Source organism: Rhodococcus sp. C26F, assembly GCF_053345925.1.
In genome coordinates, this window is the sequence record NZ_JBKFBA010000002.1 from 134,642 (window position 1) to 152,825 (window position 18,184).

Consider the following 18,184-nt stretch of genomic DNA (forward strand, 5'->3'; position numbering starts at 1 on the left):
TCAGACCGCCGCGTACGGCGCAGCGCAACGATCGAGCGCATCGGCGAGGTCGGTGGTGACCGCGAGACCGTCGAGTGCGCGTTGCGCGACGAAACCGGTGTCGACCATCGACCCGAGCCAGCCGAGCAGGCCGTCGAAGTGCCCCGTCGGATCGAGCAGGACGACCGGCTTGGCATGCATACCGAGATACCCCGCGGTCCACGTCTCGAACAGTTCCTCGAGGGTTCCGATTCCGCCGGGCAGGGTCAGGAAGGCGTCGGCGCGGTCCTCCATGATGCGTTTGCGCTCGCGCATCGTCTCGGTGACGATCAACTCGTCGGCGTCGACGTCCGCGACCTCGCGGTGCACGAGTGCCTTGGGAATGACCCCGATCGTGTGCGCGCCGGCCGCGCGGGCCGCGTCGGCGACCGCGCCCATCATCGATACGTTGCCGCCGCCGGAGACCAGCTGCCAGCCCCGTCGGCCGATCTCGGTGCCGACAGCGGCGGCGAGTTCGAGGAACTTCTGGTCGACAGGGCCCGACGCGCAGTACACACAGACCGACAGAGCTTCGGTCACCATCCACTCCCGTTTCCGTACAGTTCGTTCTCGTCCTCGCCGCGATGCGCCTCGAGGATGATGTCCACCGTCTCCTCGACGCTGTCGGTGACGAAGAGGAGGTCGAGGTCGGCGGGCGAGATCTTGCCGCCGCGGACCAGGGTCTCGCGCAGCCAGCCCACCAGACCGTTCCAGTACTCCGAACCGAACAGCACGATCGGGAACTGCGTGATCTTGCGGGTCTGCACGAGGGTCAGTGCCTCGAACAGCTCGTCGAGCGTCCCGAAACCCCCGGGCAGGCACACGAACGCCTGCGAGTACTTCACGAACATCGTCTTGCGCGCGAAGAAGTACCGGAAGTTCAGGCCGAGATCGACCCACTCGTTGAGGCCCTGCTCGAAGGGCAGCTCGATCCCCAGTCCGATCGACAGTCCCCCGGCCTCGCTGGCACCGCGGTTGGCCGCCTCCATCGCGCCCGGACCGCCACCGGTGACGACGGCGTATCCGGCGTGGACGAGTGCGGCGCCGAGCTCGCGGCCGATCTCGTACTCCTCGTGACCGGCCGGGGTGCGCGCCGATCCGAAGACGGTGACGGCGCGGGGCACCTCGGCGAGCGCACCGAAGCCTTCGACGAACTCGCTCTGGATCCGCAGCACACGCCACGGATCGGTGTGCACCCAGTCGGACGGGCCGCGGCGATCGAGCAGCCGCTGGTCCATCGTCGTCGCCTCGCGGGCGAGAGAGCCGCGCAGTTGCACCGGGCCCTGGTGCACGACCTCGCGCCGGGAGCCGCGTTCGGAGGAGGAGTTGTCGCCGGACATGGCGGCCACGTTATCGGGTGAGATAGGAGCGCAGAACGGAGGTCACCTCGGTGATCCGCCCGACCTCGACGTGCTCGTCGCGCTTGTGCGCGAGGTTCGGGTCGCCCGGCCCGTAGTTGACGGCCGGAATCCCCAGCGCGGCGAACCGCGAGACGTCGGTCCAGCCGTACTTGGCCCGGAACTTCCCGCCCGCGGCCTCGACGAGCGCCGCCGCGGCCGGGTTCGACAGTCCGGGCAGCGCGCCGGGCGACATGTCGGTGAGTTCCATCGAGATCGCGAGACCGTCGAAGACCTCGCGGACGTGCGCGAGTGCGTCGTCGGGGCTGCGATCCGGGGCGAACCGGAAGTTCACGTCGAGCGCAGCGGCGTCGGGCACCACGTTGCCGGCGACACCGCCCTCGATGCGCACGGCCGACAGTCCTTCCCGGTACACACAACCGTCGATGTCGACCGACCGTGCCTCGTAGCGGGCCAGACGGTCGAGCACGGGAGCGAGCTTGTGGATCGCGTTGTCGCCGAGCCAGGAGCGCGCCGAATGCGCCCGCACACCGTCGGCCGTGATGCGTACCCGCAGGGTGCCCTGGCAACCGGCCTCGATCTCACCCGAGGTGGGTTCGCCGAGGATCGCGACGTCCGCGTCGAGCCAGTCGCGCAGTTCGGTCTCGATCCGTCCGAGCCCGTTGTACGCGGCCGCGATCTCCTCGCAGTCGTACATCACGATCGTCAGGTCGTGAGCGGGATCGGTGACGGTCGCGGCGAGGTGCAGGAAGACGGCGTCGCCGGCCTTCATGTCGGAGGTGCCGCAGCCCCACAGCAGGTCGCCGTCGCGCCGCGACGGCACGTTGTCGGCGATCGGGACGGTGTCGAGGTGGCCGGCGAGCATCACGCGGCTGCCGAGCCGGCGGTTCGTCCGCGCCAGGACACAGTTGCCGTTGCGCACGATCTCGAAGCCGTCGGTCTGCTCCCGCAGGGCCACTTCCACGGCGTCGGCGATGAGCGTCTCGTCCTGCGACACGCTCGGGATGTCGACGAGCGCGGCGGTCAGTTCGACGGGGTCGGCGTGCAGGTCCAGCTGCGGTACGGGCATACCTGCACGATACGAAACGCGTCCGTCCCTCAGACCCCGCACACGATTTTCTCAGGGGGGACACAGGCGCAGGACCGCCTCGCGTACGCTTCTCACCCGTGAGTGCACACGGAGCATCAGCAGTAGGCATCGCGAACATCACGGAGGACGGGACCGTCCTCGACACGTGGTACCCGGCACCCGCCCTCGGCGAGCCGAGCGAAACCGGAACCACGCGACTCGAGGGCACGGACATCCCGTCCGATCTCGCCCTGCTCGCCGGTCACGACGAGGCGCGCGAGGTCCAGCAGGTCGTGGTGCGCACCGACATCGCAGACCTGTCGAAGCCGCCCGTCGACACTCACGACGCCTACCTGCGCTTGCACCTGCTGTCGCACCGTCTCGTCCAGCCGCACGGACTCAACCTCGACGGCATCTTCGGTCTGCTCGCGAACGTCGTGTGGACCAACTACGGCCCGTGCTCGCTCGAGAACTTCGAGACCGTGCGCTCGCGTCTGCGCATCCGCGGACCGGTGACCGTCTTCGGTGTCGACAAGTTCCCCCGCATGGTCGACTACGTCGTTCCCGCCGGTGTCCGCATCGCCGACGCCGACCGCGTCCGCCTCGGCGCGCATCTCGCGTCCGGCACCACCGTCATGCACGAGGGCTTCGTCAACTTCAACGCCGGCACGCTCGGCAACTCGATGGTCGAGGGCCGCATCTCCGCGGGTGTCGTCGTCGACGACGGTTCCGACATCGGTGGTGGCGCCTCGATCATGGGCACCCTCTCCGGTGGTGGCAAGGAGGTCATCTCCGTCGGCAAGCGCTGCCTGCTCGGCGCGAACGCCGGCGTGGGCATCTCGCTCGGTGACGACTGCATCGTCGAGGCCGGCCTGTACGTCACCGCCGGCACCAAGGTCACCGGCCCGGACGGCACCGTCGTCAAGGCCGCGACCCTCAGCGGCGCATCCAACCTCCTGCTCCGACGCAACTCGGTGAGCGGCGCAGTCGAGGTCGTGCCGAACAAGGGCAGCGGAGTCGAACTGAACGCGGCTCTGCACGCCAACGACTAGCTCTGCACCCCACAACAGATTCGGAACCGAGAAACTGTGAGTGAAACCCAGCGGCCCGCTTCCGAAGTCGAACATCTCGGGAGCGGCCTGAAGGTCCGTCATCTGACCATGATGGGACTCGGCTCCGCCATCGGCGCGGGCCTGTTCCTCGGTTCCGGAGTGGGTATCGCCGCCGCCGGTCCGGCCATCATCGTGTCGTACCTGCTCGCCGGCGTGATGATCATCTTCGTGATGCGCATGCTCGGCGAGATGGGTGCCGCGCTGCCGGTGAGCGGTTCGTTCTCCCACTACGCGCGCATCGGGATCGGCCGCTGGGCCGGATTCAGCATGGGCTGGCTGTACTGGTTCATGCTGATCATGGTGCTCGGTGTCGAGATCACCGGCGCCTCCGCGATCGTGCAGTCGTGGCTACCGGGCGTACCCCAATGGGTGGTCGCGCTGGTGTTCGTCACCTTCTTCGCGGTGGTCAACCTCGCGCGGGTCGCCAACTTCGGTGAATTCGAGTTCTGGTTCGCGGCACTGAAGGTCGCGGTCATCCTCGGATTCCTGGTGATCGGCATCCTGCTCGTGTTCGGTCTGCTTCCCGGCACCGAACCCGTCGGCACCACCCACCTGCTCGGCGACGGCGACGGCTTCGCACCCAACGGCATCGCCGGCGTCGCGGCCGGTCTGCTCGCGGTGGCCTTCGCCTTCGGCGGCATCGAGATCGTCACGATCGCCGCGGCCGAATCGAAGGACCCGGAACGGTCCATCGCGACCGCCGTGCGCAGCGTCGTCTGGCGTATCTCGGTCTTCTACCTCGGGTCGATCTCGATCATGGTGCTCGTGCTGCCGTGGACCGCGGCGAGCGGCGAGACCTCCCCGTTCGTCTCGGTGCTCGACATCGCCGGCATCCCCTACGTGTCCGGCTTCATGGAACTCGTCGTGGTGATCGCGCTGCTGTCGGCGTTCAACGCCAACGTCTACGGCACCTCCCGCATGGCCTACTCACTGGCCCGCGGCGGCGACGGCCCCGCCTGGCTCAGCAAGCTCACCCACCACGGAGTGCCCCGCAACGCGGTGCTCGTCTCGGTGTTCTTCGGCTTCGTCAGCGTGTGGCTCAACTGGCTGCTGCCCGACACCCTCCTCGGGATCCTGCTCAACGCCGTCGGATCGGCGCTCATCGCGATCTGGCTGTTCATCGTCGTCTCACATCTGCGGTTGCGCCGCAAGTTCGAGCGCGAGGGCACCATCCGCCTGCGCATGTGGCTGTTCCCCTATCTCAGCTGGTTCACGCTCGCGATGCTCATCGGCTTCATCGTGCTGATGCTGTCCGACAGCGCGGCCCGGGTCCAGCTCGCGTCGACCTTCGTGCTGTTCCTGATCATCACGGCGCTCGGCCTGCTCTGGCACCGCACCCACGACAAGAAGGCCGTCAGCCACCCGTCCGATCGGCCAGCGCAGTGAGCACGAGCTCGGTGATGTCGAGCGGATCGCTCGTCCGGTAGTTCACCCCTCCGGTCGCCGCGGCGATCTGCTCGAGGGTCGCGGTGTCGACGTCCTCGCCGAGTCCGATCGTCACGATCCGGACCGGCCTGGACGGATCGTTCTCGTTCGAGAGGACGGCGAGCAGTTCGTCCTTCGAGATTGCGGAGCCGTCGTCGGCACCGTCGGTCACCACGACGACACTGTTGGCCGCTCGCGGGTCGTAGCTGTCCTGCACGTACCGGAAGGCCGCGAGGATCGTGTCGTAGAGGGCGGTGGTCTCGTCGGCCGTGCCGGCCATCTGTGCGACGAGCGCGGTGAGCCGGTCGCGATGCGTCCCGCCGTCCACCACCGCATCGAAGCGCCGGATCGGGGCCGCCACGATGAAGTCCCCGGGGACCTCGGCACGGTCGTTCGGCAATGTGGCGTAGTCGCTCACTCCGCCGCCGAAGAACCACAGGCCGGCCGAGACGTTCCCGGGCAGGACCTCGTTGGCGGCGGTCGCGGCGCGCCGGACCAGTTCGATCCGGCTCTCGTCGCCGAGATTGCGGTTCATCGAAGCGGAGACGTCCACGGCGAAGACGGTGCGCACGGGAAGAGCCTGCAACGCCCACACGTTCATCGCTTCCTCTGCGACGGTCTCGTCGTCGAGTTCGAGCACCGGGACCGCGCCCACACCGCGGTCGTCGGGCAGGGGCCGTCCGCCTCCGTCCCGGAAACCGTGACGGGCCAGCCTGTCGAGTCCTTCGGAGGTGTGCAGCGCGTCGGTCAGCGCGGTCGCGGCGGCCGCCGCGGCGTCGTGTCGCTCCCCACGCGCGGTCACGACCACCGGGTAGTCCACGAGCAGTGTGCCGGTGGCGGGGACCTCGACACCCAGTTCGCGTTCGTGGACCCTGCGATAGGCCTCGACCTGCTGTTCGGTGCTCACCACCGTCCCGCCGTTCGCGACGGTCTCCTCGAGCAGCGTCGATCCGGTGGGCACCTCCTCGTTACGGGCCCCCTCCCGCTCGGCGAGCGGCGCCATGACGGGACGAACGGTACCCATCGCGACGGGGTCGTCGGCGGCCTCGGCCAGCACCGCGCGGATGGCCCCGGCCGCTGGGCCGGAGCGCAGCGGATTGCCGAAGACGAGATCGGGATCGGACAGGGCCTCCTGCCAGTCGGCCGCCGGTTCGACGGTGCCCGGCGCGCCCGCGATCACGAGCGGCGTGGTGGCGAGCGGGGTCGACACCGTGCGCACCGGGCCCGTGGCGGTCTCACCCGCCCACGACGCCCACCAGCCGCCCGCCGGGAGCCACAGGTCGGGAACGTCGTCGGTCGCCAGTCGCGCCGACACCTCGCCCGGTTCCTGTTCGACGATCTCGAGTTCGGTGCATTCGGGTACCGTGGTCTCCTCGATCACCGGTGCGAGGTCAGCGGTGACCGCCACGGTGTAGCGCTCGGAGTCGTCGCACCCGTTCTGTCCCTCCACGACGAGGAAGGCGACGGATCCGGCCGCGAGGACGAGGATCGCGGCGACGACGAGCCAGCGCGCACGACTCCTGCCCTGCCGACTCCTGTCCGGCCGTGCACCCCCACGCGCGCCGCCACGACGGCTCGGCGGATCCGACTCGGACGGTTCGGACTCCCCCGCCATGCGTCGGCCCCCTCGCGTTCACTCCGGGTGACGCCCCTCGGTCGCCCGAGACCGATGATATAGACCGACAGGCCTCGCGAAGCCGAATCCGACGCGATATCAGCCCTGTTCGGAGCTCTCCAGTTCGAGTCGTCGAGCGATCAGCGCCGCCTGCAGTTGCCGCAGACCGGAGGGCCGGGTGGGGTCGAAGCCGGTGAGTTGCGCGACCCGCTTGAGCCGGTAGTCGACGGTGTTCGCGTGGACGTGCAGGGTCTTGGCCGTGAGCTGGCGACTGAGATCGTGGGCGATGTGCGTTTCCAGCGTCTCGACGAGTTCGGGTGATTCGTCGAGCGGATCGAGTACGCGCGCGAGGTGGCGGCGCGCCGGTCCGGGCCGGGTGAGCTGGTATTCCAGGGCCAGATCCTCCATGCCGTAGGCACCGACCGGACGGCCGAGCCGTCGCACGAGGTCGAGCAGCTCGTGGGCCTGCTTCGCCGCGGTGGGCACCTCCCGGACGGGAGCGTGCACGAGTGCGAGCGTGACGGACACCCCGGCCACGGTCTCGATGCGCTGCCGGAACTCCTCGATCGCCTCCGTCGACGGTGATTCGGGGAGCAGGACGGTACCGCCCTCGGGGCCGAGCATCGCAAGATGACGGCCCTCGCAGATCGCCTCGAGTTCGGTCTCGACCCGGCGCAGCGTGCGCCGCGCGACGACCTCCGGCCGCACGTGCGGATTGCGTTCGTCGGGATGTCGGGTGAGCGAGACCGCGAGCACGGTGTAGGTGTCGGCGAGCACCAGCCCGGAGCGCTGCGCGACGGCCGCGGCGTCCTGCCCGCTCAGCAGCGCGGTGACCAGTTCCTGCGCGGCGACGTCGCGTTCGCGGCGGATGGCGTCGAGTTCGGCGACGAAACCGGTGGTCGCAGCGACGGTGACCTTCTCGAGCAGGGCCATCCACAGGCGGGACGCGTCAGCGACGGAGGAGACGTCCCCCTCCCGGGCCCGATCGGTGACCAGCTCCCAACCGAGACGGATGCCTTCGTGGTAGATCCGGAGCATGTACTCGAGCCGGAATCCGGCGCGGGCCCACTGGGCGGCGCTGCTGCGCAGGTCGGCGAGCTCCGCGTCGGACGGCAGTTCTCCGGAGTCGAGGAGATGGATCGCGATGCGCAGGCAGCGCACGGTGACCTCGGTGACGTCGCCGCGAAGCGATTCCCCCGGTCGGAGCGAACACGGAGCCACGTTGTCGGCGAAGTGCGCCACGAGTTTGCGGGCCACGGCCGGCAGATCGCGCAGCGGAACGGACGCGGGCTTCCCGTCCACCAGGAAGAGCGGGGCGTTGTCACCGTCCCCCCGACGGTCGTGCCCGGGCACCCGGACCTGATCCGTTACAGACATCCCTCGAACCCCCATCGAAGTGAGTAGATCTACATACGGTGCAGTAGAGAATCCGCCTCGCAGTGTGACACATGCAACCCCTGTGACCGATTTTCCACGAAGTTCCGGTAACAGGAACTTGCCCGCGGGCGCTCCCGACCGACCCTGTCAGCCCAGTTTCTTCTTCTGCACCTTGCCCATCGCATTGCGGGGAAGGTCGCTCACCACACGCACCTCCCGGGGCCGCTTGTGCACGGAGAGCTGTTGTGCGACAAGGTCGATCAGTTCCGCTTCGTCGACCTCCGGGCCGTCGGCGGCGGGCACCACGAACGCGACGATCCGCTGACCGAGGTCGTCGTCGGGCAGGCCCACCACGGCCACCTCCCGCACAGCGGAATGCCCGAGCAGAACGGTCTCGACCTCCCCCGCACCCACCCGGAACCCGCCGGTCTTGATCAGATCGGTCGACTCGCGACCCACGATGCGGTGGAATCCGCCCTCGTCGACGGCCGCCACGTCGCCGGTGACGAACCATCCGTCCTCGGTCCACGCGGCCGCGGTGGCCTCCGGCCTGTTCAGGTAGCCGTCGAAGAGCATCGGTCCACGCACCTGCAAGACGCCGATGCTCTCCCCGTCGTGGGGCACGTCGCGGCCCTGCTCGTCGCGCAGGCGCGTCTCGACCCCGGCCACCGGCGTGCCGACCCAGCCGGGACGGCGCTCGCCGTCGACCCGCGTGCTGAGCGTCAGCATCGTCTCGCTCATGCCGTAGCGCTCGATCGGAACCAGCCCCGTGAGCTCACGCAGTCGTTCGAAGACCGGCACCGGCAGCGGCGCGCTGCCGGAGACGAGCAGTCGCGCGCCGCTGAGCGCGCGGGCGGAGTCCTCGTCCTCGACGACGCGTGTCCACACCGTCGGCACTCCGAAGTAGAGGGATCCCTGCGCTTCGGCGTAGGCCTGCGGAGTGGGCTTCCCGGTATGGATCAGCCGGCTGCCCACACGCAGGGCTCCGACCACACCGAGCACGAGTCCGTGCACGTGGAACAGCGGCAGTCCGTGGACGAGCGTGTCGCGCTCGGTCCAGGCCCACGCCTCGGCGAGCGCGTCGATGCCCGCGGCGATCGCCCGGCGGCTCAGCAGCACACCCTTCGGAGCGCCGGTGGTCCCGGAGGTGTAGAGCACGAACGCGATTCGCGCCGGGTTCGGCTCGGGCAGGTGGTGCCAGTCGCGGGCGTGCAGGCGGACCGGCAGGCTCGGCAACTGCGGAACGTCGGGATGCTGCACCTCCGGCGCCGGACCGAGCCAGGCCTGCGCACCCGAATCCCTCAGGATGTGGGCGAGTTCGGCGGGCCCCGAATCCGGCGGCACCGGCACCACGGTCGTCCCGGCGAGCAGGGCACCGGTCACGGCGACGACGGTGGTCGCGCTCGGAGTGGCGAGCACGGCCACCCGATCGGCTCGCGCGACCCGCGCCGCGACCGCGGTGGCCGCGCCGAGCAGATCGCTACGGGAGAAGGTGTGGCCGTCGATACGAACGGCGTCCGGGAGATCGTCGCCGCGCGCGACGGCCAGCGGGTTCAGCGAACGAAGCAGTGCAGACACAGCAGCCACGATTCCATATCGCTCCCGCGGCCTCGCGGAGGCGGTCGGGTGTGGCGGTCAGGTGTGAATGTCGCCGCGCGCCGCGGACATCGATGTCCGCGCCAGATGTGCCGGGGGAAGCACGGTGGCCAGGACCGCGCCAAGCAGCATTCCGATGAGGACGGCCACGCCGTGCGCGTCGCCCGCGATCACGAGGACCACACCGAGAAGGAAGGTCGCCGCGGAGGCGACGAGCAGCGAGCGTGTCGCTCCGACGACCGGCCACAGTCCCGCCAGGGTCGCGGCCGAGGCGAGCGTCGCGCCGGTCGTTCCCGCGCCGTCGGACGGGAAGACGAAGGTGGTGAACAACCCCCACAGCACCTGGCCGACCAGGAACAACCCGAGTGCGCGGTACCACCCCCACACCCGCACGATCGCGACGGCGACCACCGCGAGCAACAGCAGGTTCACGACGGTGAGGAGCACGCCGCCGTCCTCGATCAGACCGGCGGTGAGGACACGCCACCACTCCCCCCGGTCACGGGTGCGGACCGGCTGCCGCCTGAAGACGTCGAGCAGTCCGGGGAAGACGAGTCGCGCGAGTGAGGCCACCGCGACCACCGACCACAGGATCGTCGCCGCGAGGGGTGGGGGCCACCAGAACGATCGCGTCGTCGCGTGTGCGGAGCTTCCCGAGTGGGAGCGCGACGCGCTCACCGCAGCGATGGCCACCACGGCGACGTAGAGCACCCACAGCAGCGGATCCTCACCGGACGAACTCACGGGGCCAATCTACCGGCGCGCTGCTCGCTGAGCGGTGCGTCAGCGCTGTCGCATCGGTGTCTACGACTGTCAGTGGCTGCGCTCTATCCACGCAGTCGGGCAGCGGCGGCGTCGATGGCGTCGTCGGTCGCGGTGAGCGCGATCCGGACGTGCAGGACACCTCCGGGACCGTAGAACTCGCCGGGTGCGACGAGGATGCCGTGTTCGGCGAACCAGTCGACGGTCGCGCGGCATTCCTCACCGCGCGTCGCCCACAGGTACAGGCCCGCCTCCGAATGGTCGACGGTGAAGCCGGCGCCGCGCACGGCCTCGAGGAGCACCCCGCGACGCTTGCGGTACTTCTCGCGCTGCGCGTTCTCGTGCTCGTCGTCGTTCAGTGCCGCGGTCATCGCGGCCTGGATCGGCAGCGGCAGCATCATGCCGGAGTGCTTGCGGACCTCGAGCAGGTCGGCGACGAGGTCGGCGTCGCCGGTGACGAAACCGGCCCGGTAGCTCGCGAGATTCGAGGTCTTCGACAGCGAGTGCACCGCGAGGAGGTTGGTGTGGTCGCCCCCGCACACGTTCGGGTGCAGGATCGACAGGGCCTCACCCTCCCAGGTGAGCCCGAGATAACACTCGTCGGAGACGACGATCGCGTTGCGGCTGCGCGCCCAGTCGACGACCTTGCGCAGGTGGTCGGGTCCGAGCACCTTGCCGGTGGGGTTCGACGGCGAGTTCACGAAGACCAGCGACGCGACCTCGGGGCCGAGGCGGGTCAGCCCGTCGGCGCGGATGATGCGGGCACCGGCGAGCAGCCCGCCCACCTCGTAGGTCGGGTACGCCAGTTCGGGGATCACGACGAGATCGTCGGCACCGAGGCCGAGCAGCGACGGCAGCCAGGCGATCATCTCCTTGGTGCCGATCGCCGGCAGGATCGCCGAGTCGTCGAGACCGGTGATGCCGTAGCGACGTTCGAGCGCACCCACGGCCGCCCGCCGCAGTTCGGCGGTGCCGTGCGTGGTCGGGTAGCCCGGCTCCTCCGCGACGGAGACGAGCGCCTCCCGGATCACGGGGGCGACCGGGTCGACCGGTGTGCCCACCGACAGGTTGACGATGCCGTCGGGATGCGCCGCTGCCTTCGCCTTCGCGTCGGTCAGGGAATCCCAGGGGAAGTCCGGCAGGCTCTTCGCTACCGAACGGCGGACACGCGTGCTCACGAAAGTTCCACCGGTCCGTTCGTCACTCTTCGCCCATGGGAGGGAGGTTCTTGACGAACGGCGGGTCGTAGTCGACCTTGCCGAGCTTCGCGGCGCCACCGGGCGAGCCGAGATCGTTGAAGAAGTCGACGTTGGCCTTGACGTACTCGGACCACTCGTCCGGGACGTCGTCCTCGTAGAAGATCGCTTCGACGGGGCACACGGGCTCGCACGCACCGCAGTCGACGCACTCGTCGGGGTGGATGTACAGCATGCGACCGCCCTCGTAGATGCAGTCGACGGGGCACTCCTCGATGCATGCCTTGTCCAACACGTCCACGCACGGTTCCGCAATCGTGTACGTCACTGCTGTTCTCCCTGCCTCTCTGTAAGCCCGCCGACCTGCGCGGTCTCGCCCGAGCGGGCACCCTCGGCGCCCACGGTCCTCCAGTATCCCCCGACCCCGTGCGGCACTCCGGAGTAAGGGTCCCCTACTTCGGAGTGCAGACCGTCGAGGCGGGTCAGCCCGAGGTGACCGGGAGCTCGATCGGCGTGTACGCGGTGGTCCGTTGGCGCGCCGGCCGCCCGATGCCCTCGGCGATCGCGACCAGTTCGGCGACGGTCTTCTCCGAACCGTGCTGCGAGCCCGCCATGCGCGAGATCGTCTCCTCCATGAGCGTGCCGCCGAGATCGTTCGCCCCGCCCTCGAGCATGGCCTGCGTCCCGGCGACACCCAGCTTGACCCAGCTGGTCTGGATGTTGTCGATCCGGCCGTGCAGCATGACCCGGGCGAGGGCGTGCGCGGCACGGTTGTCGCGCATGGTCGGGCCGGGACGCGACGCGCCGGCCAGATACAGCGGCGACGACTGGTGCACGAAGGGCAACAACACGAACTCGGTGAATCCGCCCGTGCGGTCCTGGATCCCGCGGATCACATCGAGGTGGCCGACCCAGTGGTGCGGCTGGTCGACGTGCCCGTACATCATCGTCGAGCTCGATCGCAGGCCCACCTCGTGCGCGGTGGTCACCACCTCGATCCATTCGGCGGTCGGGAGCTTGCCCTTCGTGAGCACCCACCGCACCTCGTCGTCGAGGATCTCCGCGGCGGTGCCCGGGATGGTGTCGAGCCCGGCCTCACGCAGTTCGGTGAGCCAGTCCCGGATCGACGTGCCGCTGCGCGCGACACCGTTGACGATCTCCATCGGCGAGAACGCGTGGACGTGCATCGACGGCACCCGCGCCTTGACGGCGCGGACGAGATCGGCGTAGCCGGTCACCGGTAGCTCCGGATCGATACCGCCCTGCATGCACACCTCGGTGGCGCCGGCGACGTGCGCCTCCCACGCGCGGTCGGCGACCTCGCTCGCCGAGAGGGTGAACGCGTCGGCGTCGCCCTTGCGCTGCGCGAAGGCGCAGAACCGGCAGCCGGTGTAGCAGATGTTGGTGAAGTTGATGTTCCGGTTGACGACGTAGGTGACGTCGTCGCCGACGGTGTCGCGGCGCAGCTGGTCGGCGAGCGCCACGAGTGCTTCGAGACCGGCGCCGTCGGCGTTGGCGAGGGCGATGTACTCCGCTTCGGTGCAACCGCCCGGATCCCGTTCGGCGGAGCGCAGCGCCGAGAGCACGTCGCTGTCGAGCCGCACCGGTGCGGAGGCGCCCAGCTCGAGCACCTGCTCGCGGACGGTCTCCCAGTCGCCGAAGGCGCTCCCGAGATCGGACCGGTGCTCGGTGTTGCGTCCGGTCACGTCGATCTCGGAGTTCAGATCGACGCGACCCGACGACTCCCAGTCGATGTCGGGTTCCTGCCAGGGCAGTCCGGACGGGATCACCTCGCGCGCGAGGCCCGTGGCCGGATCGGCGAGGGCGTGCACGTGCGCGGTGATGCGCGGATCGATCCACGGCTGCCCGGCGAGCACGTACTTCGGCTGCGCGGCGATCCGTTCGGTGAGCTCGAAGCCGGCCTCGGAGCTCAGGCGCGCCAGGGTGTCCAGATTCGGCCAGGGCCGTTCGGGGTTGACGTGATCGGGCGTCAACGGCGAGACACCACCCCAGTCGTCGACACCCGCCCCGAGCAGCGCGCGGCACTCGTCGAGCGAGACGAGATTCGGCGGGGCCTGGATGCGCATGCCCGGCCCGAGGACGAGCCGCGCGACGGCGATCGCGGCGAGGAACTCGTCGAGATCGGCGTCGTCGTGCTCGCGCATCGCGGTGTCGTCCTTGGCGCGGAAGTTCTGGACGATCACTTCCTGGATGTGACCGAATGCCTTGTGCGACTTGCGGATCGCGTGGATCGATTCGGCACGCTCGGTGAAGTCCTCACCGATGCCGACGAGGATGCCGGTGGTGAACGGCACCGCGAGTCGGCCCGCATCGGTGAGCACCCGCAGCCGCACCGCCGGATCCTTGTCGGGGCTGCCGTAGTGGCACTGCCCCTTCTCGGTGAACAACCGTTCGGAGGTGGTCTCGAGCATCATGCCCATCGATGGGGCGACCGGCTTCAGCCGCGAGATCTCGGCCCAGCTCATCACCCCGGGATTGAGGTGCGGCAGCAGACCGGTCTCCTCGAGGACGCGGATCGCCATCGCTCGCACGTAGTCGAGGGTGGAGTCGTAGCCGCGCTCGTCGAGCCACTGCTTCGCTTCGGGCCACCTATCCTCGGGCCGGTCGCCGAGTGTGAACAGGGCTTCCTTGCAACCCAGTTCGGCTCCCTGACGGGCGATCTCGAGGATCTCGTCGGGTTCGAGGTACATGCCGTGCCCCTCGGCGCGGAGCTTGCCGGGGACCGTGACGAAGGTGCAGTAGTGGCATCGGTCCCGGCACAGCCGGGTGATGGGGACGAAGACCTTACGCGAATAGGTGACCGTGCCGGGTCGACCCTCCGCGAGGAGGCCGGCATCGCGCACCCGCGCCGCCGACGCGCAGAGATCCTCGAGATCGGCGCCCCGGGCCTGCAGCAGGACCGCCGCTTCGTCGACGTTCAGTGCGACCCCGTCGCGTGCCCGGCGCAGCGCCCGACGCATTCCCGAGGGAGTAGCCGTGGATCGGGACGCGGCGCCGGGACGCACGGTGGGGATCGGAAGCATCGCGGACTGCGGGGTGTCGTCTGCGGAATCGGTCATGCGCCCGATCATGCGCCTACGGACACCCCCATGCCACTTCGGGGTCTATTCGTGCGGGTAGTCGTCGTCCGCGGGAACTTCGCGGTACTGCTCGTAGGTGTCTGCCGCATCGGCTTCGAGCGGCACGTCCGAAGGCAGGTCGTCGGCAGGATCGTCGTAGACGGGAGTGGCCTGCTCGATCCGGTCGGCCTCGGAATCGTTGTCGGACTGGATCTCGATGTCGAGCGCATTCGACTCCGTCATTGCGATCTCCTCCTCACAGGGCCCGATCGCGAGGTCGGATCGGGCGAGTCCGGCCGGGTTCTACGGATCCCAGCCTAGCGTGGAACCGGACACGGGGCCCGATGGAGCAGGAGGTGCGGGTGGAGGACGACGAGGGTGCACCGGCGGGGCCGGTCGAGGGCGCAGCGGCGACGGGCGTGGTGATGAGGGAGCCGTCGTGGCGGCCGAGTCCGAAGGCGCGTGTGCTGTGGGCCGTGATCGCGGCTCTGATGTGGTTGCCGTTGGTCGTCGCGCAGATCGTGTGGGTGCTCGTCGCGCCGGTCGGTGCGGGATGGCACATCGCCGCCGCGGCGGCGACCGTCGTCCTCGGTGGGCTGCACGTCGCGGTGGTGCCGGTCTGGCGATACCGCGTCCATCGCTGGGAGATGGACGAGACCGCGGTCTACACGCGTTCGGGCTGGTGGACGCAGGAACACCGCATCGCACCGATCTCCCGGATCCAGACCGTCGACACCGAGCGGGGCCCGCTCGACCGGTGGCTCGACCTGACCACCGTCACCGTCACCACCGCCTCGGCGGCGGGTGCGGTGGAGATCGTCGGGCTCGACAGCCGGGTCGCCGACGAGACCGTCGCCCGTCTGACCACGCTCGCCGCAAGCTCGGAGGCGGACGCGACATGAACGAGGCAGTCGCGCCCGTGGCCGGGACGGACGAGGAGGTGCCGTGGTCGCGCCTCGATCGCCGGATGCTGCTGATCCACCCGATCGAGGAGATCCTGCGCCTGCTGCCCGTCCTCGCCGGCTCGTTCGTCATCGGGACCACCAGCGGCAATCCCGTGTGGGGCCTCGCGGCGACGGGCGTGCTCGTGCTGGTCGGTCTGCTGCGCTGGTTCACCACCACCTACCGCGTGGGACCCCAGCACGTCGAACTCCGCCGCGGCCTGCTGCAACGACGCGAGTTGTCGATCCCCCGCAGCCGTATCCGATCGGTGGACGTCGAGCAACGCCTCCTGCATCGCGTGCTGGGCCTCGCGGTCGTGAAGATCGGCACGGGTCAGAGCGGGGGCGCCGATCGCAACCGGTTCGAACTCAACGGCCTCCCGATCACAGCAGTCCCCGAGCTCCGTGCCGTTCTCCTGAGGGGTGGGCAGCAGGACGACATGCCGGCCGAGACGACCTCGACCGCTGCCGTCACCGAGCGTCAGCTGGCGCGATTCGACCCGGCCTGGGTGCGCTACGCGCCGTTCTCCACGACGGGACTGCTCGCCGTCGCGGCCATCGCCGGTGCCGCCTTCCAGTTCGGGCTCGGCCGGTGGATCGCCGAATCGCAGGTCGTCCGCCGCGCGGTGGAGACCGCGGAGGACCTCGGCCTGGTGGTTGCGCTCGTGATCCTCGTGCTGGTCGTCGTGCTCGTCGCCAGCCCGGCCGCGTGCGTGCGGTACCTGCTGCTCTACGGCGATCTGCGGGTGACCGACGACCACCGGGTCCTGCGCATCGCGCACGGCCTGCTCACGACCCGTCACACCACCCTCGACCGGGCGCGGCTGCGCGGGGTCGCGCTGCACGAACCGCTGGCGCTGCGGCTCGTCGGCGCCGCACGGCTCGACGCCGTCATGACGGGCAGGACCGCGCAGCAGGGCGGTTCGTCGCTGGTCCTGCCGTCGGCGCCCGACGGGGAGGTCCGGCGGGTCGCGGCCGAGGTGCTCACCGGGCGGCTGCCGCTCGACGTTCCGCTGCGCAGTCACGGTCCCCGTGCCCGTCGTCGCCGCTACACGCGGACGCTGTGGCCGGTGGCCGTCGTGGTCGCCGCCGGGCTCGTCGCTCTGACCGTCACCGACCGGCACGTGCCGTTCGCCGTGATCGCCACGGTGGTCGTGGTGCTGGTCGCGGGGGCGTGCGCGCTGGCGCAGGACCGCTACCGGGGTCTCGGTCACGCGGTCGTCGATGGGCATCTCGTCGCCCGCAGCGGCTCGATCGACCGGCAACGCATCTGCCTCGACGCGGACGGTGTGATCGGCTGGACGGTGCGGCAGACCTTCTTCCAGCGCCGTGCCGGTCTCGCCACCGTCGTCGCGGCGACGCCGGCGGGTGCGGGACGCTACGAGGTGATCGACATCCCCGTGGACGAGGCGTGGGCGCTTGTCCAGGAGGTCACACCGGGTATGGGAGAAGCATGGATCGACCGATGAAGCCAACATCCGGCAAAGGCCCCCTGCACGGCACGCCCCCGGCGACTCTGGCCGAACTCGACGACGCGCTCGTCGACTGCCACGCGTGTCCGCGGCTGGTCGCATGGCGTGAGCAGGTCGCGCGGGAGAAACGAGCGGCCTTCCGCGACGAGGAGTACTGGGGCCGGCCCGTCCCGGGCTTCGGCCCGGCCGATGCGTCCCTGCTGATCGTCGGGCTGGCGCCCGCCGCGCACGGCGGGAACCGCACAGGACGGATGTTCACAGGAGACCGGTCGGGCGACGTGCTGTACGCGGCCCTGTACGACGCGGGACTCGCGTCGCAACCGACCGCGACGCACATCGGCGACGGCCTCGAGCTGTTCGGCACGCGCATCACGTCGCCGGTGCACTGCGCGCCACCGGCCAATCGCCCGACGGTCGTCGAACGCGACACCTGCCGGCACTGGCTCGAACGGGAACTGGAGCTGCTCTCCCCCACGCTGCGGTCGGTCGTCGTGCTCGGCGGGTTCGGGTGGCAGGCGCTGCTACCCGTCCTGTCTGCGGCGGGGTGGACGATCCCGGTTCCCCGCCCGAAGTTCGGGCACGGCGCACATGTGCTGCTCGCTCCCACCGAGGCGCGGAAGCACCCGTTGCACCTGTTCGGTTGCTATCACGTCAGCCAGCAGAACACCTTCACCGGCCGGTTGACGAAGGAGATGGTGACCGAGGTGCTCAGGGACGCGGCGCGGGCTGCGTCCCTCCCACTGCCTGAGTGATCTCCTTGATGCGGGCCGAGAACAGGTAGCCGCCGGCGGGGGCGAGCGCGGCCACGGGCAGCAGCAGGGTCCGCCAGTCGCCGAGCGCCAGCTGGTCGCCGCCCGGGCCGCCCACGAGGCAGACGAGGAAGACGACGGCCCAGGCCAGCAGCGGCAGGGCCGCGCTGCGCAGGGATCCGGTCTCGGCGCGGACCGCCATCACCAGCAGCAGGTTGACGACGCCGGCCAGCAGGATGGTGATCGGGAAGGGCACCCCGGCGATGTACACGCCGAGATAGAAGACCGACAACAGGGCGCACAGCGCACCGTCGAGCACGAGCAGCGCGACGAGCCCCCGGCGGGGTTGGATGTCCGCCGGTGACGCGAGGGGTGCAGCGGTTGCTGGATCGACCGTCATGCTTCGATGGTGCG

General features: G+C 69.8%; 17 protein-coding genes. 5 read left to right on the forward strand and 12 right to left on the reverse strand.

Annotated features, from left to right (window positions below):
• The 3 genes from ACLBYD_RS03710 to dapE are packed head-to-tail and all read right to left on the reverse strand — an operon-like array spanning position 1 to position 2,445.
• Complete coding sequence (locus ACLBYD_RS03710; protein ID WP_447815448.1) at positions 1 to 561, reverse strand: LOG family protein; 561 nt, start codon at positions 559 to 561, stop codon at positions 1 to 3.
• Positions 555 to 1,358, reverse strand: coding sequence for an LOG family protein (locus ACLBYD_RS03715; protein ID WP_006550564.1), 804 nt, complete (start codon positions 1,356 to 1,358; stop codon positions 555 to 557). The genes ACLBYD_RS03710 and ACLBYD_RS03715 overlap by 7 nt, the downstream gene beginning before the upstream one ends.
• Before the next feature lie 10 nt (positions 1,359 to 1,368).
• A complete protein-coding gene (dapE, locus tag ACLBYD_RS03720) occupies positions 1,369 to 2,445 on the reverse strand; it encodes a succinyl-diaminopimelate desuccinylase (protein WP_447815449.1) in 1,077 nt (358 codons plus the stop codon).
• Between the two features lie 98 nt (positions 2,446 to 2,543).
• Here dapE and dapD point away from each other — a divergent pair, with 98 nt between their 5' ends.
• A complete protein-coding gene (gene dapD / locus ACLBYD_RS03725) occupies positions 2,544 to 3,497 on the forward strand; it encodes a 2,3,4,5-tetrahydropyridine-2,6-dicarboxylate N-succinyltransferase (protein WP_060651706.1) in 954 nt (317 codons plus the stop codon).
• Positions 3,498 to 3,605: 108 nt separating this feature from the next.
• A complete protein-coding gene (locus ACLBYD_RS03730; protein WP_447815666.1) occupies positions 3,606 to 4,943 on the forward strand; it encodes an amino acid permease in 1,338 nt (445 codons plus the stop codon).
• Here ACLBYD_RS03730 and ACLBYD_RS03735 read toward each other — a convergent pair.
• The 8 genes from ACLBYD_RS03735 to ACLBYD_RS03770 all read right to left on the reverse strand — a co-directional run bounded on the left by ACLBYD_RS03735 (position 4,912) and on the right by ACLBYD_RS03770 (position 14,851).
• Complete coding sequence (locus ACLBYD_RS03735) at positions 4,912 to 6,597, reverse strand: substrate-binding domain-containing protein (RefSeq protein WP_447815450.1); 1,686 nt, start codon at positions 6,595 to 6,597, stop codon at positions 4,912 to 4,914. The two genes, ACLBYD_RS03730 and ACLBYD_RS03735, sit on opposite strands and share 32 nt — an antisense overlap.
• Positions 6,598 to 6,696: 99 nt before the next feature.
• Positions 6,697 to 7,950: a PucR family transcriptional regulator gene (locus ACLBYD_RS03740; protein WP_060651709.1), complete on the reverse strand. Its 1,254-nt coding sequence runs from the start codon at positions 7,948 to 7,950 to the stop codon at positions 6,697 to 6,699.
• A gap of 171 nt (positions 7,951 to 8,121) precedes the next feature.
• Complete coding sequence (locus tag ACLBYD_RS03745; RefSeq protein ID WP_447815451.1) at positions 8,122 to 9,552, reverse strand: acyl-CoA synthetase; 1,431 nt, start codon at positions 9,550 to 9,552, stop codon at positions 8,122 to 8,124.
• A 57-nt stretch (positions 9,553 to 9,609) separates the two neighbouring features.
• Entirely contained in the window at positions 9,610 to 10,314 is a 705-nt protein-coding gene (locus tag ACLBYD_RS03750; RefSeq protein WP_447815452.1) for a rhomboid family intramembrane serine protease, read from the reverse strand.
• Between the two features lie 83 nt (positions 10,315 to 10,397).
• Positions 10,398 to 11,510: a succinyldiaminopimelate transaminase gene (gene dapC, locus ACLBYD_RS03755; protein WP_447815453.1), complete on the reverse strand. Its 1,113-nt coding sequence runs from the start codon at positions 11,508 to 11,510 to the stop codon at positions 10,398 to 10,400.
• Between the two features lie 22 nt (positions 11,511 to 11,532).
• On the reverse strand, positions 11,533 to 11,856 hold the full coding sequence (gene fdxA / locus ACLBYD_RS03760) for a ferredoxin (protein ID WP_006550573.1): 324 nt from the start codon (positions 11,854 to 11,856) through the stop codon (positions 11,533 to 11,535).
• A gap of 154 nt (positions 11,857 to 12,010) precedes the next feature.
• Positions 12,011 to 14,608, reverse strand: coding sequence for a bifunctional FO biosynthesis protein CofGH (locus ACLBYD_RS03765; RefSeq protein ID WP_447815454.1), 2,598 nt, complete (start codon positions 14,606 to 14,608; stop codon positions 12,011 to 12,013).
• Between the two features lie 45 nt (positions 14,609 to 14,653).
• On the reverse strand, positions 14,654 to 14,851 hold the full coding sequence (locus ACLBYD_RS03770; RefSeq protein ID WP_016696133.1) for a hypothetical protein: 198 nt from the start codon (positions 14,849 to 14,851) through the stop codon (positions 14,654 to 14,656).
• A gap of 101 nt (positions 14,852 to 14,952) precedes the next feature.
• Between ACLBYD_RS03770 and ACLBYD_RS03775 the strand changes: the two genes are divergently transcribed.
• Genes ACLBYD_RS03775 through ACLBYD_RS03785 form a run of 3 tightly spaced genes read left to right on the forward strand, consistent with a single transcriptional unit; the run spans position 14,953 to position 17,773 of the window.
• Complete coding sequence (locus tag ACLBYD_RS03775; protein WP_447815455.1) at positions 14,953 to 15,510, forward strand: PH domain-containing protein; 558 nt, start codon at positions 14,953 to 14,955, stop codon at positions 15,508 to 15,510.
• The gene (locus ACLBYD_RS03780; RefSeq protein WP_447815456.1) at positions 15,507 to 17,018 is read left to right on the forward strand and encodes a PH domain-containing protein; all 1,512 of its coding nucleotides are present in this window, start codon (positions 15,507 to 15,509) and stop codon (positions 17,016 to 17,018) included. The genes ACLBYD_RS03775 and ACLBYD_RS03780 overlap by 4 nt, the downstream gene beginning before the upstream one ends.
• On the forward strand, positions 17,015 to 17,773 hold the full coding sequence (locus ACLBYD_RS03785; protein ID WP_447815457.1) for a uracil-DNA glycosylase: 759 nt from the start codon (positions 17,015 to 17,017) through the stop codon (positions 17,771 to 17,773). The genes ACLBYD_RS03780 and ACLBYD_RS03785 overlap by 4 nt, the downstream gene beginning before the upstream one ends.
• Here the strand turns inward: ACLBYD_RS03785 and ACLBYD_RS03790 are convergent.
• Positions 17,730 to 18,170: a hypothetical protein gene (locus ACLBYD_RS03790; RefSeq protein ID WP_447815458.1), complete on the reverse strand. Its 441-nt coding sequence runs from the start codon at positions 18,168 to 18,170 to the stop codon at positions 17,730 to 17,732. The genes ACLBYD_RS03785 and ACLBYD_RS03790 overlap by 44 nt on opposite strands.
• Between the last annotated feature and the right edge of the window lie 14 nt (positions 18,171 to 18,184).

What these genes read in the sequence shown, in the direction of transcription:
- ACLBYD_RS03710 (WP_447815448.1), bottom strand. Translation starts at nt 561, where the DNA reads ATGGTGACCGAAGCTCTGTCGGTCTGTGTGTACTGCGCGTCGGGCCCT.
- ACLBYD_RS03715 (WP_006550564.1), bottom strand. Translation starts at nt 1,358, where the DNA reads ATGTCCGGCGACAACTCCTCCTCCGAACGCGGCTCCCGGCGCGAGGTC.
- dapE (WP_447815449.1), bottom strand. Translation starts at nt 2,445, where the DNA reads ATGCCCGTACCGCAGCTGGACCTGCACGCCGACCCCGTCGAACTGACC.
- ACLBYD_RS03730 (WP_447815666.1), top strand. Translation starts at nt 3,606, where the DNA reads ATGATGGGACTCGGCTCCGCCATCGGCGCGGGCCTGTTCCTCGGTTCC.
- ACLBYD_RS03735 (WP_447815450.1), bottom strand. Translation starts at nt 6,597, where the DNA reads ATGGCGGGGGAGTCCGAACCGTCCGAGTCGGATCCGCCGAGCCGTCGT.
- ACLBYD_RS03765 (WP_447815454.1), bottom strand. Translation starts at nt 14,608, where the DNA reads ATGACCGATTCCGCAGACGACACCCCGCAGTCCGCGATGCTTCCGATC.
- ACLBYD_RS03770 (WP_016696133.1), bottom strand. Translation starts at nt 14,851, where the DNA reads ATGACGGAGTCGAATGCGCTCGACATCGAGATCCAGTCCGACAACGAT.
- ACLBYD_RS03775 (WP_447815455.1), top strand. Translation starts at nt 14,953, where the DNA reads ATGGAGCAGGAGGTGCGGGTGGAGGACGACGAGGGTGCACCGGCGGGG.
- ACLBYD_RS03780 (WP_447815456.1), top strand. Translation starts at nt 15,507, where the DNA reads ATGAACGAGGCAGTCGCGCCCGTGGCCGGGACGGACGAGGAGGTGCCG.
- ACLBYD_RS03785 (WP_447815457.1), top strand. Translation starts at nt 17,015, where the DNA reads ATGAAGCCAACATCCGGCAAAGGCCCCCTGCACGGCACGCCCCCGGCG.
- ACLBYD_RS03790 (WP_447815458.1), bottom strand. Translation starts at nt 18,170, where the DNA reads ATGACGGTCGATCCAGCAACCGCTGCACCCCTCGCGTCACCGGCGGAC.